Source organism: Cupriavidus sp. HMR-1, from assembly GCF_000319775.1.
Lineage (GTDB): Bacteria > Pseudomonadota > Gammaproteobacteria > Burkholderiales > Burkholderiaceae > Cupriavidus > Cupriavidus metallidurans.
The window spans coordinates 53,697-68,227 of the sequence record NZ_ANKP01000220.1 but is presented as its reverse complement, the minus strand read 5'-3'; the positions used below and the strand labels follow the sequence as shown (position 1 = coordinate 68,227).

At 65.7% G+C, this 14,531-nt stretch carries 16 protein-coding genes; 15 read left to right on the top strand and 1 reads right to left on the bottom strand.

Going from position 1 to position 14,531, the window contains the following annotated elements:
• Positions 1-135 (bottom strand): DUF4072 domain-containing protein (locus D769_RS31345; protein WP_008649172.1); only part of this gene is annotated, 135 nt, incomplete at its 3' end.
• Positions 136-448: 313 nt separating this feature from the next.
• Here D769_RS31345 and D769_RS20880 point away from each other — a divergent pair.
• The 15 genes from D769_RS20880 to D769_RS20810 all read left to right on the top strand — a co-directional run bounded on the left by D769_RS20880 (position 449) and on the right by D769_RS20810 (position 14,519).
• Positions 449-1,456, top strand: coding sequence for a sulfate ABC transporter substrate-binding protein (locus D769_RS20880; RefSeq protein ID WP_008649171.1), 1,008 nt, complete (start codon positions 449-451; stop codon positions 1,454-1,456).
• A gap of 240 nt (positions 1,457-1,696) precedes the next feature.
• Positions 1,697-2,734 carry a sulfonate ABC transporter substrate-binding protein gene (locus tag D769_RS20875; RefSeq protein ID WP_008649169.1) on the top strand — a complete coding sequence of 346 codons (1,038 nt, stop codon included), beginning with the start codon at positions 1,697-1,699 and terminating at the stop codon, positions 2,732-2,734.
• A gap of 27 nt (positions 2,735-2,761) precedes the next feature.
• Positions 2,762-3,925: an FMNH2-dependent alkanesulfonate monooxygenase gene (gene ssuD / locus D769_RS20870; RefSeq protein WP_008649166.1), complete on the top strand. Its 1,164-nt coding sequence runs from the start codon at positions 2,762-2,764 to the stop codon at positions 3,923-3,925.
• A 12-nt stretch (positions 3,926-3,937) separates the two neighbouring features.
• A complete protein-coding gene (gene ssuC, locus D769_RS20865) occupies positions 3,938-4,744 on the top strand; it encodes an aliphatic sulfonate ABC transporter permease SsuC (RefSeq protein ID WP_008649165.1) in 807 nt (268 codons plus the stop codon).
• A gap of 54 nt (positions 4,745-4,798) precedes the next feature.
• The gene (locus D769_RS20860; protein WP_193750060.1) at positions 4,799-5,671 is read left to right on the top strand and encodes an ATP-binding cassette domain-containing protein; all 873 of its coding nucleotides are present in this window, start codon (positions 4,799-4,801) and stop codon (positions 5,669-5,671) included.
• 51 nt (positions 5,672-5,722) lie between these two features.
• Positions 5,723-6,550: an EAL domain-containing protein gene (locus D769_RS20855; RefSeq protein WP_008649162.1), complete on the top strand. Its 828-nt coding sequence runs from the start codon at positions 5,723-5,725 to the stop codon at positions 6,548-6,550.
• Positions 6,547-7,212: an alpha/beta hydrolase gene (locus tag D769_RS20850; RefSeq protein ID WP_008649159.1), complete on the top strand. Its 666-nt coding sequence runs from the start codon at positions 6,547-6,549 to the stop codon at positions 7,210-7,212. Before D769_RS20855 ends, D769_RS20850 begins: the two co-directional genes overlap by 4 nt.
• A gap of 151 nt (positions 7,213-7,363) precedes the next feature.
• Complete coding sequence (cysT, locus tag D769_RS20845; RefSeq protein ID WP_008649158.1) at positions 7,364-8,299, top strand: sulfate ABC transporter permease subunit CysT; 936 nt, start codon at positions 7,364-7,366, stop codon at positions 8,297-8,299.
• A 1-nt stretch (position 8,300) separates the two neighbouring features.
• Positions 8,301-9,209 carry a sulfate ABC transporter permease subunit CysW gene (gene cysW, locus D769_RS20840; protein ID WP_008649156.1) on the top strand — a complete coding sequence of 303 codons (909 nt, stop codon included), beginning with the start codon at positions 8,301-8,303 and terminating at the stop codon, positions 9,207-9,209.
• Entirely contained in the window at positions 9,206-10,309 is a 1,104-nt protein-coding gene (locus D769_RS20835; protein ID WP_008649154.1) for a sulfate ABC transporter ATP-binding protein, read from the top strand. The genes cysW and D769_RS20835 overlap by 4 nt, the downstream gene beginning before the upstream one ends.
• A complete protein-coding gene (locus tag D769_RS20830) occupies positions 10,306-11,256 on the top strand; it encodes a CysB family HTH-type transcriptional regulator (RefSeq protein WP_008649152.1) in 951 nt (316 codons plus the stop codon). Before D769_RS20835 ends, D769_RS20830 begins: the two co-directional genes overlap by 4 nt.
• Positions 11,257-11,498: 242 nt before the next feature.
• Positions 11,499-12,671, top strand: a complete 1,173-nt coding sequence (locus D769_RS20825) for a sensor histidine kinase (protein WP_008649150.1) — start codon at positions 11,499-11,501, stop codon at positions 12,669-12,671.
• A gap of 25 nt (positions 12,672-12,696) precedes the next feature.
• Positions 12,697-13,518: a LytTR family DNA-binding domain-containing protein gene (locus tag D769_RS20820; RefSeq protein WP_008649141.1), complete on the top strand. Its 822-nt coding sequence runs from the start codon at positions 12,697-12,699 to the stop codon at positions 13,516-13,518.
• A gap of 80 nt (positions 13,519-13,598) precedes the next feature.
• Positions 13,599-14,099 (top strand): ribonuclease E activity regulator RraA, encoded by a 501-nt coding sequence (gene rraA / locus D769_RS20815; protein ID WP_008649129.1) that lies wholly within the window; start codon positions 13,599-13,601, stop codon positions 14,097-14,099.
• A gap of 3 nt (positions 14,100-14,102) precedes the next feature.
• On the top strand, positions 14,103-14,519 hold the full coding sequence (locus tag D769_RS20810) for a gamma-glutamylcyclotransferase family protein (protein WP_008649127.1): 417 nt from the start codon (positions 14,103-14,105) through the stop codon (positions 14,517-14,519).
• The last annotated feature ends 12 nt before the right edge of the window (positions 14,520-14,531 follow it).

Genomic DNA, 14,531 nt, shown 5'->3' with positions numbered 1-14,531 from the left:
CGTCAGCGGCGCGCAATCGTCCGCGGCGGCCACGTTGTCGGCGCGGCGCTCGAAGGCGGAGGCGCCGGCAACGGTGCGAAGGGTGTCGAGGTCGGCATTGGCGAGCGGGGACAGGCTCTGGAGAATCAGCGGCATGGCGGGGGTAGGCAGGCGATGCGTGCGTCGCAGGGGTCGCGGGAGTTGAGGGGGCGAGCGGAAGCGCGCGGGAAAGGCGGTATTGTAACCAAGCCTTCCTTCCTGCTTCCGCCTTGCGCGGATATGTCGATATTGCCGTCCGATCTTATGCGGATTTCGTGCATGGATCGGCGAAACCATTCGTTCCGTTCAGATAGGCCCGCCGGTAGCCTTTCTCCCTGACACAAGCCCCGTGCTGCCGCGTGGGGCCCAAAACAGCAGGGCGCCAGATTGCCAACGCGCCACTTCACGACACCTGACGGGAGCAATACAGATGATTCGCAAACTGGCCATCGGCCTCGCCGTTCTTTCGGTACTCGGCGCCGCACAGACCGCCTCGGCCAACACCAACCTGCTCAATGTCTCGTACGACCCCACGCGGGAACTCTACGTGGATGTGAACGCCGCGTTCGCCAAGGCCTACAAGGCGCAGTCCGGTGACGCCGTGACGATCCGCCAGTCGCATGGCGGCTCGGGCAAGCAGGCCCGCTCCGTGATTGATGGGCTGGATGCCGACGTGGTCACGCTGGCGCTCGGCTACGACATCGACGCCATTGCCGACAAAGGCCTGATCAAGCCCGACTGGCAGAAACGCCTGCCGCACAACGCATCGCCGTACACGTCGACGATCGTGTTCCTGGTGCGCAAGGGCAATCCGAAGCAGATCAAGGACTGGAATGACCTGATCAAGCCCGGCGTGCAGGTGATCACGCCGAACCCGAAGACCTCGGGCGGCGCGCGCTGGAATTACCTGGCCGCGTGGGGCTATGCGCTGCGCCAGCCGGGCGGCAATGAGGCCAAGGCCAAGGAATTCGTCGGCGCGCTGCTCAAGAACGTGCCGGTGCTCGATTCGGGCGCACGTGGCGCCACCACGACCTTTGTCGAACGCGGTCTCGGCGATGTGCTGATCGCCTGGGAAAACGAGGCGATCCTGGCCATCAAGGAACTGGGTCCGGACAAGTTCGACATTGTCGCGCCGTCGGTCTCGATCCTGGCCGAGCCGCCGGTGGCCGTGGTCGACAAGGTCGTCGACAAGAAGGGCACCCGCAAGGCCGCCGAAGCCTACCTGCAGTTCCTCTACACCGAGGAAGGTCAGGAAATCGCCGCCAAGAACTACTACCGTCCGATCTCGGAGAAGGTGGCCGCCAAGTACGCGGCGAATTTTCCGAAGGTGAAGCTGTTCACGATCGACGAAGTGTTTGGCGGCTGGGCCAAGGCTCAGAAAGCCCACTTTGCCGATGGCGGTTCATTCGACCAGGTCTATCAGCCTGGCAAGCGGTAACACGCGCGGCCGGGGCGGCCACGCTGCCCCGGCGCGCCAGTTGAAGGAGCCCGAAGATGTCCGCAGTTCTCAAGATTTCATCCCGCATCGCCACGCGGCGATGTCCCGCCTGACCTGATTCCCGATCCATCCCGTCTGCCTTGCCGCTCGTGAAGCCGGCAGGGAGGGGTGTTGTCCGCCGCTACGGGCAGCAACGCCAGGACCCAAGAACTTCAGAACTCAGAACGCAAGGACACCCGTATGTCATCGCCCATCCGCAATTCTCTTTTCCACAACTCGCTGCGCCGCCGGCTGCTGACCGGTGCGCTGGTGCTTGCCACCGGCCTTTCTTATGGGCTGTTTGCCGGGCAGGCCAAGGCCCAGTCCCAGACCGTCAATCCCAAACTGCTGCGCATCGGCTATCAGAAGTACGGCACGCTGACGCTGCTCAAGGCGCGCGGTACGTTGGAAAAGCGCCTGGCGCCGCAAGGTATCACGGTCAAATGGACCGAGTTCCCGGCTGGCCCGCAGTTGCTGGAGGGGCTCAACGTGGGCGCGATCGATTTCGGCACAGTCGGCGAAGCGCCGCCGATCTTTGCCCAAGCCGCCGGCGCGCAACTGGCGTACATCGGCAATGAGCCGCCCGCGCCCACGGCGGAGGCCATCGTCGTGCCGAAGAACTCCACGATCAAGAGCGTGGCCGATCTGCGCGGCAAGCGCGTGGCGCTGAACAAGGGCTCGAACGTGCATTACCTGCTGGTGCGCCAGTTAGAGAAAGCCGGGGTGGCCTATGGCGAGATCCAGCCCGTTTACCTGCCGCCCGCCGATGCGCGTGCCGCCTTCGAGCGCGGCGCCGTCGATGCCTGGGTGATCTGGGACCCGTTCCTCGCCGCAGCCCAGAAGCAGCTCGATGCCCGCGTGCTGGTCGATGGCCGTGGCGCGGATGGCAAGAACGTGGTCAGCAACCATCAGTTCTATCTGGCGTCGCGTCCTTACGCGCAAGCGCGTCCCGAGGTGGTGACCGCGATCCTCGATGAACTCGCGCAACTGGGCCAATGGGCCGAGAAGCATCCGAAGGACGCTGCCGCCGTGCTGGTCAAGGAGACTGCGCTCGACCCCGGCGTGCTCGATCTGGCCGTGTCGCGATTCTCGTACGGGGCGAAGCCGGTCTCGGCCGAGGTCCTGGCAGAGCAGCAGCGCATTGCAGATGTGTTCCAGACACTCAAGCTGATTCCCAAACCGATCAGAGTTGCAGACGCTGCGTGGCAAGCCCCCACCACGCAACAGGCGCAGCGCTGATTTTCATTGACCTGCAGGAGGCACGACATGCAAGTTCTCTGGTTCATTCCCACCCACGGTGACAGCCGCTACCTCGGCACGTCCGAAGGCGCACGCGAGGTCAGCTTCGACTATCTGAAGCAGGTCGCCGTGGCTGCCGACACGCTTGGCTATGACGGTGTGCTGATTCCCACCGGCCGCTCCTGCGAAGACCCGTGGGTGGTGGCATCGGCCTTGGCCGCCGTCACCCGCAAGCTGCGGTTCCTGGTGGCGTTGCGTCCGGGTTTGATGACACCGACGCTGGCCGCGCGCATGGCCGCCACGTTCGATCGCGTGTCCAACGGCCGCTTGCTCGTCAATCTGGTGACTGGCGGCGATGTGGCCGAACTGGAAGGCGACGGCCTGTTCCTGAGCCACGCCGAACGCTATGAGGCGTCGGCGGAGTTCATCCGCGTGTGGCGCGACCTGCTGGCCGCCAGCCACGATAACGGCGAGATCAGCTTCGAAGGCAAGCACGTCACGGTCAAGGGCGCGCGCGTGCTGTATCCGCCGATTCAGCGTCCGCATCCGCCGGTGTACTTCGGCGGGTCCTCCGAGGCTGCGCACGACCTCGCCGCCGAGCAGGTGGAGACGTACCTGACCTGGGGCGAGCCGCCCGCCGACGTCGCGAAGAAAATCGCCGACGTGCGCGCCCGCGCCGCGAAGCACGGCCGCACGGTGCGCTTCGGCATCCGCCTGCACGTGATCGTGCGCGAGACCGACGCCGCAGCATGGGCGGCCGCCGACGAACTGATCAGCAAGCTCGACGACCAGACCGTGGCCCGCGCCCAGGCCGTGTTCGCGAAGATGGATTCGGAAGGGCAGCGGCGCATGGCGGCGCTGCACGCGGGTGGCACCCGTCGCACGCGTGAGGCGCTCGAGATCAGCCCGAATCTGTGGGCGGGTGTCGGCCTGGTGCGCGGCGGGGCTGGCACCGCGCTGGTCGGTGATCCGAAGACCGTGGCGGCACGCATCGAGGAGTACGCGGCGCTGGGTATCGATACCTTCGTGTTCTCCGGCTATCCGCACCTGGAGGAGGCCTATCGCTTTGCCGAACTCGTATTCCCGCTGCTGTCGCGCAAGGCGCGCGACAAGTTGCCGGGGCAGGTGCTGTCCGGTCCGTTTGGTGAAGTCATGGCCACCGGCATCGTGCCGATCGCCTCGCAAAGCTGAGAGAGGCTGACCATGAGCGCGCCCCATTCCATTGCGCCACGCCGGATCGACTGGCGCCAGGCCGCCCGCGCGATCGCGCCGTGGATCGTTCCGATCCTGCTGATCGTCGTCTGGCAGGTTGCCTCGCAGGCGGGCTGGCTATCCAACCGCGTGCTGCCAGCCCCGTTGGCCGTGGTTGAAGCGGCCTGGACGCTGGCCGCTTCCGGCGAGCTCTGGAAGCACGTGTGGATCAGCACATGGCGCGCGCTGGTCGGTCTGGCCATCGGCGGCGGCCTGGGTCTCGTGCTCGGGCTGCTGACCGGCACGTTTCGCACTGCTGCCACGCTGCTCGACAGCACGCTCCAGATGGTGCGCAACATCCCGCCGCTGGCGCTGATTCCGCTGGTGATTCTCTGGTTCGGCATTGACGAGACGGCCAAGTTATTCCTGGTGGCGCTCGGCGTGTTCTTTCCGGTGTACCTGAATACGTACCACGGCATTCGCGCGGTCGACCCGGCGCTGGTCGAAATGGCGCGCAGCTATGGCCTTTCGGGCTGGCGCCTGTATCGAGAGGTGATCCTGCCCGGCGCGCTGCCCGGCATCCTCGTCGGCGTGCGGTTCTCGCTCGGGCTGATGTGGGTGATCCTGATCGTTGCGGAAACCATCTCCGCCCAATCGGGCATCGGCTACATGACGATGAACGCGCGCGAGTTCCTGCAGACCGATGTGGTGCTGGTGGGCATCCTGCTCTACGCGCTGCTCGGCAAGCTGGCCGACGTGCTGTCACGGGCGCTGGAGCGCCACTGGCTGCGTTGGCACCCCGGTTACCTGTCTGCTTGACCTCTGCCTGAACACTGCCTGGGATCTGCTTGAAGGATTAAGGAGCTTGCGATGATGCATACGCATCCGGTGGAACAGGCCGCGCTGGCCTGGCTTGACGCGAATCTTGCCCGACGTGATGCGGCGCGCCCGGTCGCGCGTGCTTCGCACGGTGTCGGCGGCATCGCGCTGCATGTGGAGCAGGTTGTGAAGCGCTACAACGGGCGCGAGGTGCTGCACGGCGTGAACCTGCGTGCGGCGCCAGGCGAGTTCGTGGCGATTGTTGGTCGTAGCGGGTGCGGCAAGAGCACGCTGCTGCGCCTGGTGGCCGGGCTGGAGTCCGCGGACGCCGGCGCGGTGGCGCTCGACGGTGAGCCGGGCGGCACGCCATCGAGTGTCCGCGTGATGTTCCAGGATGCGCGTCTGTTGCCGTGGAAGCGTGTACTCGACAACGTCGCGATCGGCCTGCCGCGCGAACGCCATGCCGATGCGGCGGCGTTGCTCGATCAGGTGGGTCTGGCGGATCGCGCCAACGAATGGCCGGCGCGGTTGTCTGGCGGCCAGCGTCAGCGCGTGGCACTGGCCCGCGCGCTGGTTCACCATCCGCGCCTGCTGCTGCTCGACGAGCCGCTCGGCGCGCTCGACGCGCTCACACGGATCGAAATGCAGGCGCTGATCGAATCGCTGTGGCGCCGGCTCGGCTTCACTGCGCTGCTGGTGACTCACGACGTATCCGAGGCCATCGCGCTGGCGGACCGCGTGGTGCTGATCGAGGACGGACGCATCACGCTGGATCAGCAGGTGACGCTGGCACGACCGCGCCAGCGTGGCACTGCGGATTTCGCGCAACTGGAGGACGCGGTGCTGCGCCGTGTGATGCGGCAGGAATCTCCGGCCGCCCCCGATGCCGAACTTCACTTTCGCTCCGCCGAGGAGTTTCTATCATGAGCTTTCAGGCGATCCGTTCGCATCGAAAGCTGTCTTGAAGTCGAATCCATCATGACCATCGATTCCGCACTTGAACGCTATCTTCAAACGTTGCCCCGTGAACCCGTGCCTGGCCGCGAGCTGTGGCGTGACGGGAACGGGCAGGTGCAGGGCCAGTATTTCCACTGCTCGCTGACCAGCGCTTTCGAACCGCTGGTCACACTGGCCGATCGCGGCGTGGTGGCGCACGAAGGGTCGATCCGTACCTATGCCGAGGATGGCGTGGGGCTGGCGGCCTGGAAGCTGTTCGCGATGGCCGCCGACGACACATCGCTGGTGTCACTGGATCGCCTGACGCGGCTGGTCCATGCGATCAACTACTTCGCGGCAGATGGCGAGCACAAGCTCGTGCTCAATGTGCACAACCGTTTGCTGGCCGCGGTTGCGGACGATCATGGCGCGGCCTTCCGCCGCGCGATGGAGTCGCTGGGCTTGCCGATCGGGCGCTTTGTGATCCAGGTGCCGGCCAGCGCGAACGACGACCTGCCGCTGCTGCTGCACGTGGTGGGCAACTACCGGCGCAATGGTTTCGCGGTGAGCCTGCAGGCATCCGACCCCGCCGAGGCCGGCGCCCTGATGGCGCACGCCATGCCCGACTGGCTCAAGCTGGACATGCGCCGCACGTGGACCGACCGTCAACTGAGCGGGCTACGCGCCAGCGCCGAGGGTGCCGGCGTGACGTTGATCGGCCGGCGCCTGCAGGACGACGAGGCCGTCGAGCGCTTGCAGAACGCGGGCATCGCGCTCGGGCAGGGCAAAGTGATTGCCGATGAACCGGTGCCGGCACGCGGTTTGCATGTCCGGGCGGTACCAGAACAACACAAACTGGAGAGGGCATGACGATATCGAAGCTGCCGGGCGGGGTGTCCCGGCTGGAAGTGCCACGCGGCTTGCAGATCCTCACCGTGCCGGGCTTGCATGGCAGTGGGCCCGCGCATTGGCAAAGCCGTTGGGAATCGCGCTATCCGGACTGGCAACGCATCGAACAGCACGACTGGAGCCGGCCGAGCCTGCCGCTCTGGGCGGAGCGGGTGTCCGAGGGTGTCTCGCGCGCGTCGCGCGTGGCGCGGCACGGCGCTGTACTGGTGGCGCATAGCTTCGGCTGCCTGGCCACACTGCGCCAGGCGGTGCTCGATCCGGTCGGCATCGCCGGGGCGCTGCTTGTAGCGCCCGCCGATCCGGACAAGTTCGGCGTGGCAGCGCTGTTGCCCACATGGCGGCTGCCTTTCCCGACCATCGTCGTCGCCAGCACCAACGACCCGTGGATGTCGCAACGCACCGCCTTCAGTTGGGGCACGCTGTGGGGCAGTGAACTGGTTGATGCCGGGGCAGCCGGCCATATCAATGCGGACTCCGGCCTGAACGATTGGCCACAGGGACAGGCCTTGCTTGCCACTTTGCTGCAGCGGATTGAGTCGGACGGCCGGGTTCTTTCCCTGGGTGATGGATCGACCACCTGGGATATGTCGACCGAAGTGACGCAGGCAGCGCCATATATCTAAAACGTCTAAAGAAATTCGTAAAGATTCGTTCTGTTTATAAGGGCGCATCTGCAAAATTTGTCTCGTAGGCCGGCGCGATATGCGCCGGTTTCATAAGGAAGCGTCGGATGCGGCACAAATGCCCGCCGACGCAAGACCAGACGAGACACGCATGCCTTCCACGATTTCCCTGGCGGACGCCCCCCCGCCGGCCGCCGAAGCGCCAAGGCGGCCCGTATCCGCGAGCCAGCGCTTCACGGTGTTGCCGGGCTTTGGCCTGTCGCTCGGCTTCACGATCTTCTATCTGACGCTTATCGTCCTGATCCCGCTGTCGGCCACGTTCCTGAAGACGTTCACGATGACGTGGGACGCGTTCTGGACCACGGTTTCGAACCCGCGCGTGGTGGCGTCGCTGGAACTCAGCTTCGGTGCGTCGCTGGTGGCCGCGATCATCAACACGGTGTTTGGCCTGGTCGTGGCATGGGTGCTGGTGCGCTATCGGTTCTTCGGCAAACGGGTGATCGACGCGCTGGTGGACCTGCCGTTCGCGTTGCCCACTGCCGTGGCCGGTATCGCGCTGACCGCGCTGTTCGCGGGCAACGGCTGGATTGGCCGCTGGCTGGAACCGCTTGGCATCAAGGTGGCCTTCACGCCGTTGGGCGTGGTGGTGGCCCTGACCTTCATCGGCCTGCCGTTTGTGGTGCGCACGGTGCAACCGGTACTCGAGGATGTCGAGCGCGAACTGGAGGAGGCCGCCGCGAGCCTGGGCGCTTCCCGGCTGCAGACGTTCTCGAGGGTGATCCTGCCCGCCATCCTGCCGGCGCTGCTGACGGGCTTTGCGCTGTCGTTCGCCCGTGCCACGGGCGAGTACGGATCGGTCGTGTTCATCTCCGGCAACATGCCGATGGTCTCCGAGATCGCGCCGCTGATGATTTATTCGAAGCTCGAGCAGTACGACTACGCCGGTGCCACGGCCGTGGCCGTGGTGATGCTGGTGATCTCCTTCGTGCTGCTGTTGCTGATCAACCTGTTGCAAGCCTGGACGCGCCGTCACCAGAGCGGTGTCCGTGCCGCCGCGCTGCCCGATGGCAATCCGGAGGTGAACTGAGATGGCTGGTGCAATTTCCCGCCTGGGTGGCCCAGGTGCCTCAGGTGTCCAAGTACAGGCCGCGCAGTTCCCGCACGACGCCACTGGCGAATCGCGCTGGGTGCGGTACGGGCTGATCACGGTCGCGGTGCTGTTCCTGGGGCTGTTCCTGTTTATCCCGTTGGCGTCGGTGTTCTATGAGGCGCTGCGCAAGGGCGTCGATACCTATCTGGCCGCATTGACCGAGCCGGATGCCGTGTCGGCCATCAAGCTGACGCTGACGGTCGCCGCAATCGCGGTGCCGCTCAACGTGGTGTTCGGCGTGGCCGCCGCGTGGGCGATCGCCAAGTTCGACTTCCGCGGCAAGAACCTGCTGATCACGCTGATCGACCTGCCGTTCTCGGTGTCGCCTGTGATCTCGGGCCTGATCTACGTGCTGATGTTCGGCGCGCAGGGTTGGTTCGGACCGTGGCTGGAGGCGCACGACATCAAGATCATGTTCGCCGTGCCCGGGATCGTGCTGGCGACGATCTTCGTGACGTTCCCGTTCGTGGCGCGTGAGCTGATTCCGCTGATGCAGGCGCAGGGCAGCGAGGAGGAAGAGGCTGCCATCGTGCTGGGCGCTTCCGGCTGGCAGACGTTCTGGCACGTGACGCTGCCCAACATCCGCTGGGGCCTGCTATACGGCGTGATTCTCTGCAATGCGCGGGCGATGGGTGAGTTCGGCGCCGTATCGGTGGTATCGGGCCATATCCGCGGCCTGACCAACACCATGCCGCTGCATGTCGAGATTCTCTACAACGAATACAACTTCGCGGCCGCGTTCGCGGTGGCGTCCCTGCTGACGCTGCTGGCGCTGGTCACGCTCGGTATCAAGACGCTGGTCGAAATCCGCGCCAGCCGGGAACAACTGGAAGGGCAGCCATCATGAGCATTCAGGTCAGGAACGTACACAAGCGCTTTGGCGATTTTGTCGCGCTCGACGACGTCTCGCTGGACTTCGCCGAAGGCGAACTCACGGCGCTGCTGGGGCCGTCGGGCTGCGGCAAGACCACGCTGCTGCGAATCATCGCGGGCCTGGAACGCGCCGACGCGGGACAGGTGGTGCTGGCGGGGCAGGATGCCTCGACCCAGCACGTGCGCCAGCGCAACGTGGGTTTCGTGTTCCAGCACTACGCGCTGTTCAAGCACATGACCGTATTCGAGAACGTGGCTTTCGGCCTGCGCGTGAAGCCGCGCGGCGAGCGTCCGTCCGAGGCGAAGATCCGCGAGAAAGTGAAGTCGCTGCTCGAACTCGTGCAGCTCGACTGGCTTGCAGACCGCTTCCCCGCACAGTTGTCGGGCGGGCAGCGCCAGCGTATCGCACTGGCTCGCGCATTGGCCGTGGAACCACGCGTGCTGCTGCTCGACGAGCCGTTCGGCGCGCTCGACGCCAAGGTGCGCAAGGAACTGCGCCGCTGGCTGCGCCGCCTGCACGACGATCTGCACGTGACCAGCGTGTTCGTCACGCATGACCAGGAGGAGGCGCTTGAAGTGGCCGACCAGGTGGTGCTGATGAACCGTGGCAGCGTGGAGCAGTTCGGCACGCCCGAGGCCGTGTACAACCACCCGGCCACGCCGTTCGTGTTCGGCTTCCTCGGCAACGTGAACCTGTTTCACGGCCGGCTGGAGGTGGGCGACAGCGGCGGCCTGCTGCACACTGGCGAGGCCGTGCTGCCCGTGGTCGGTAGCGGCCATGAGACCGAGGGCGATGCGGTGGCCTATGTCCGTCCGCATGATCTCGACCTTGAACGCTATGCGCCGGGCACCGACGGCATCGCGGTGACGCTGCGTCGCGCGCTGACGCTGGGCCCGGTGGCCCAACTCGAACTCGAACGCGAAGACAACCAGGATGTGATCGAGGTGGCGCTGCCGCTCGAGCGCTTCCGTCATCATGGTTTCAAGGAAGGCGAACTGCTGGCGGTACGCCCGCGGCAGTTGCGTGTCTTCAATCAGGGCCGGACAACACAAGAACAGGGAGCGGCACGATGAATTTCCAGCAACTGCGATCGATTCGCGAGGCGGTGCGCCGCCAGTTCAACCTCACCGAAGTGGCCAACGCGCTGTACACGTCGCAGCCCGGTGTGTCCCGCCAGATTCGCGAACTCGAGGAAGAGCTGGGTGTGGAGATCTTCGAACGCTATGGCAAGCGGCTGACCGGCCTGACCGAGCCCGGCCGGGAGATCGTCCGCATTGTCGAGCGCCTGCTGCTCGAAGCGGAGAACCTGCGCCAGGCGGGCGACGAGTTCGCCGGCCGCCATACGGGCCGACTGACTGTCGCCACCACCCACACGCAGGCGCGCTACGCGCTGCCCAAGGTGGTGCAGAGCTTCCGGCGCGAGTATCCGCATGTGACGCTGGCGCTGCAGGAAGCGTCGCCAGCGCATATCGTCGAACTGCTGCTGACCGGGCAGGCCGATATCGGCATCGCCACCGAGGCCGTGGCCAGCGAAGCCGGTCTGACTTCGTTCGAGGCCTATAGCTGGCAGCACGTGATCGTGGTGTCGCCCGACCATCCGCTGACGCGGCTGCCCGAGCCGACGCTGGAGGACATCGCCAACTTTCCGCTCATTACCTACGACGCGGGCTTCACGGGCCGTCGCAAGATCGACGGTGCGTTCGCCGAGGCCGGACTGCAGCCGGAGATCGTGCTGACGGCGATGGACGCCGACGTCATCAAGACCTATGCCGAACTGGAACTGGGCGTGGGCATCGTCGCGTCGATGGCCTATGACGCGCGCAAGGACGAGGGGCTGGTGCGGATCTCGGCCGACCATCTGTTCGAACCGAACGTCACCAGCGTGGCTGTCCGGCGGGGCGCCTATCTGCGCGGCTACGCCCATGCGTTCATCAACATGTTCGCGCCGCACCTGTCGCGCGACACGGTCTCCACGGCCCTGGCCGAATCCGCGCACCGCCCGGCCCTCGCTGCTGCCTGAGTTGGCGGCCCCGGCAGGCACCGGGGCCAGCGCCATGTTTGGCGCTTTCCACTCGCCTGTCGGGCTCCACTACCTTTCGCGCCATCTGTTGCCGGTTCGTCGCACAGCGCTTCCGTCCCGGGCCGGTCCGGCGTAAAGTGCCTCCATCGCGGCCCGGCGGCGTCTTCTTGCCCGGTCTTGCGCGATGCCGCAGTGCATCAAAGATTTGCACGCGGTACCTGTAGCGAGAGGAGGGAGAGAACATGCGCCTATCGTGCGCGAGCCCGTCGCGGCTCAATATTCTTTGGCGCGACCTGCTGTTCGTGCTCTGCATGAACACGGTGATCGCCGTCAGCCTCAACTACGGCTTCCGTACCGCCGGAACGCTGCTCCAGAATTTTGCCTACAGCCAGCTGATCGGTCTCTCGATCTGGGTGCTGATTGATATCCCCCGCGTCCTGATCTGGTGGAACGATCGTCCGCGTCGATGGCCGTTCATGTGCCTGGCCGTGGTGGCGGTGCCGCTGGGCGTGGTGGTGGGTAGCTGGGCGACGCGCGAGTTGCTGGGCCTGCCGGAAAAGTCCGCGGCGGAGACCGGCGACATGCTGCGCATGTGCCTGATCGTCGGGATGCTGGCGTCGGCGAGCATGATCTACTTCTACTGGTCACGCGAGAAGCTGGCGTACCTGGAGCGGCAGGCAGCGCTCGACGCCTTGCAGCGCGAGGAAGCCGAAAAGCAGCTTGTGCGTGCCCAGTTGATGGCGCTGCAGGCACAGATCGAGCCGCATTTCCTGTTCAACTCGTTGGCCAATCTCGACGGCCTGATCGCCACCGACCCTCGCGCGGCGCGCCAGTTGCTGCAGCGGCTGATCGGTTTCCTGCGCATGTCGCTGTCCCACACCCGCGCCGAGCATTGCACGCTGGCGCAGGAGTTCGAGTTGCTGCGCAGCTACCTCGATATCCAGGGTATGCGATTCGGCGCGCGGCTCGACTACGAGATCGACCTGCCGCCCGCGCTGGCCGAGGCCGAGATTCCGCCAATGCTGGTGCAGCCGCTGGTCGAGAACGCGGTCACGCACGGTATCGAGCCGTGCATGCGCGGCGGGAAGATCGTGCTGTCCGCGCGCGAGACTGGGGACGGCAGCCTGCAGGTCGTTATCGCCGACACCGGTGTGGGATTCAGCCAGGGCGGCAAGGGCAGCAAGGGAGGTTCCGGTCTTGGCCTGACCCATGTGCGCGAGCGCCTGGCGCGGATCTTTGGCGCGGCGGCCACGATGCAAATGGAAGAGAACACGCCGCGTGGCGTGGTGGTGCGCCTGACGTTGCCGCTCCAGCGCGGCTTCGAACCAATGTCCGTACCGGTTCGCGCCGCTGCGGGCGCCGCCGATCTGCAACATGCGCCTGCCGGTGTGACCCCGGCAGTTTCCCGATCCTGATTGCACAGCCTGACCATCCATCCCCATGTCTCCGACGCTGCTGATCGCCGACGACGAACCGTTGCTCGCGCGCGTGCTGGAATCCGAACTGAAGGCGCTGTGGCCAGAGGCCCAGATCGTCGCCGTGGTGCATGACGGCGTGGCGGCGCTGGAGGCCACGCGCGGTCAGCAGCCCGATGTGGCTTTCCTCGATATCCGGATGCCGGGGATGAGTGGCATGGACGTGGCTCGCGAGCTGATCGAATTCGACCGGCCACCGCTGGTGGTGTTCGTCACCGCTTATGACCAGTTCGCGCTAGAGGCCTTCGAGCGCGCCGCGGTCGATTACGTGCTCAAGCCCGTGCAGCATGAGCGGCTGGAAGCCACCGTGGGCCGCCTGAAAGCGCGCATGGCCGCCCGCACCGAAGCAGACGAAGAGGGCGATGCCGATACCGACATCGGCACGATGGTCGACACGGATCGGCTGGGTCAATTGCTGCAGCGGCTGGAAATGCTGGAGAGACCCGCGCAGGCACGGGGCCAGTATCTACGATTCATCAAGGCGCTGGTGGGGCAGGAGGTGCGCATCATCCCGGTGGACGAAGTGGTCTATCTGGAAGCCACCGACAAGTATGTGAACGTGGTGTCCAGCAACGGCGAGGCGCTGATCCGCACGAGCCTGAGGGAGTTGATGCAGCAGCTCGACCCCGACCGCTTCTGGCAGATCCACCGTGGCACGGTGGTCAATATCGACTGCGTGGCCAGCGCGGCGACGCAATCGCTTGGGCGCCTGTCGCTCAAGCTGCGCAATCGCCCGGAATCGCTGGCGGTCGCCAGGCAGTACGCCCATCTGTTCAAGCAGATGTAGCGCGGCCGAGTGTCTCCAATTTCCTCTAAGATGACTGCCTCGTCAGTTCCCATCCAGAGGAGTCAGAGATGAAGCCTGTTATGAAGCCCGTAACCACCGATATTTGCGACGCCAATGAAGACCGCCTGGCCGATGGCTCCCTGCGCGTTCTGACGCCAGGGTTCCTCCATTTCGGCAAGCGCATGGCCTTTTCGGGGCCAGCCGCGACGCTCAAAGTGTTCGAGGACAACTCGATGGTGCGCGCCACGCTGGAAACGCCGGGGGCGGGGCGGGTGCTGGTAGTGGATGGGGGCGGTTCGATGCGTTGCGCGCTGGTTGGCGGGATGCTCGGCGTGCTGGCCGAGAAGAATGGCTGGGCCGGGATCATCGTGAACGGCTGCGTGCGGGATTCGGAAGAGCTCAAGGTGTGCGACGTCGGCATCCGCGCGCTGGGCGTGCATCCGCAGAAAAGCCAGAAGCGCAATGTCGGTCAGGAAGACGTGACCGTGCAGATGCCGGGTGCGGTCGTGCGGCCGGGCAACTGGATCTATGCCGACGCCGACGGCGTGCTGGTTTCCGACGAGAAGCTGGACGGGGCCTGAGCCATGCCGCGAGTGTTTGTCTATGGCACGCTGCGTGCCGGCGAGGTCAATGACCTGAATCGCGCCGCCACGCGCCACGGCATCGAGGCGCCCACGCTGGTGGGTATCGGAACGATTGCCGGTCGGCTCTACGATTTTGGTACCTACCCCGGGCTGGTGCTCGATGCGGCCGCCGGCCCGGTGGTCGGGGATATCTACGACATCCCCGATGCGCTGCTGCCGGTGCTGGACGAGATCGAAGAGGTCTACCCCGGGCAGGCCTCCTTGTTCGTGCGCGAAACCCAACCTGTGGCGCTGGCCGGCGCGGCGGCCGACTGCCTGCTGTATCCGGTTGCCGATAGCGCGGTGGCCGGACTGGCTCGCATCGATAGCGGTGACTGGGTTGCCTATCGGCGCGCGCGGGACGCGGCGGCTGCCTGACGGCGCACGAAT

What these genes read in the sequence shown, in the direction of transcription:
- D769_RS20880 (WP_008649171.1), top strand. Translation starts at nt 449, where the DNA reads ATGATTCGCAAACTGGCCATCGGCCTCGCCGTTCTTTCGGTACTCGGC.
- D769_RS20875 (WP_008649169.1), top strand. Translation starts at nt 1,697, where the DNA reads ATGTCATCGCCCATCCGCAATTCTCTTTTCCACAACTCGCTGCGCCGC.
- ssuD (WP_008649166.1), top strand. Translation starts at nt 2,762, where the DNA reads ATGCAAGTTCTCTGGTTCATTCCCACCCACGGTGACAGCCGCTACCTC.
- ssuC (WP_008649165.1), top strand. Translation starts at nt 3,938, where the DNA reads ATGAGCGCGCCCCATTCCATTGCGCCACGCCGGATCGACTGGCGCCAG.
- D769_RS20860 (WP_193750060.1), top strand. Translation starts at nt 4,799, where the DNA reads ATGCATACGCATCCGGTGGAACAGGCCGCGCTGGCCTGGCTTGACGCG.
- D769_RS20855 (WP_008649162.1), top strand. Translation starts at nt 5,723, where the DNA reads ATGACCATCGATTCCGCACTTGAACGCTATCTTCAAACGTTGCCCCGT.
- D769_RS20850 (WP_008649159.1), top strand. Translation starts at nt 6,547, where the DNA reads ATGACGATATCGAAGCTGCCGGGCGGGGTGTCCCGGCTGGAAGTGCCA.
- cysT (WP_008649158.1), top strand. Translation starts at nt 7,364, where the DNA reads ATGCCTTCCACGATTTCCCTGGCGGACGCCCCCCCGCCGGCCGCCGAA.
- cysW (WP_008649156.1), top strand. Translation starts at nt 8,301, where the DNA reads ATGGCTGGTGCAATTTCCCGCCTGGGTGGCCCAGGTGCCTCAGGTGTC.
- D769_RS20835 (WP_008649154.1), top strand. Translation starts at nt 9,206, where the DNA reads ATGAGCATTCAGGTCAGGAACGTACACAAGCGCTTTGGCGATTTTGTC.
- D769_RS20830 (WP_008649152.1), top strand. Translation starts at nt 10,306, where the DNA reads ATGAATTTCCAGCAACTGCGATCGATTCGCGAGGCGGTGCGCCGCCAG.
- D769_RS20825 (WP_008649150.1), top strand. Translation starts at nt 11,499, where the DNA reads ATGCGCCTATCGTGCGCGAGCCCGTCGCGGCTCAATATTCTTTGGCGC.
- D769_RS20820 (WP_008649141.1), top strand. Translation starts at nt 12,697, where the DNA reads ATGTCTCCGACGCTGCTGATCGCCGACGACGAACCGTTGCTCGCGCGC.
- rraA (WP_008649129.1), top strand. Translation starts at nt 13,599, where the DNA reads ATGAAGCCCGTAACCACCGATATTTGCGACGCCAATGAAGACCGCCTG.
- D769_RS20810 (WP_008649127.1), top strand. Translation starts at nt 14,103, where the DNA reads ATGCCGCGAGTGTTTGTCTATGGCACGCTGCGTGCCGGCGAGGTCAAT.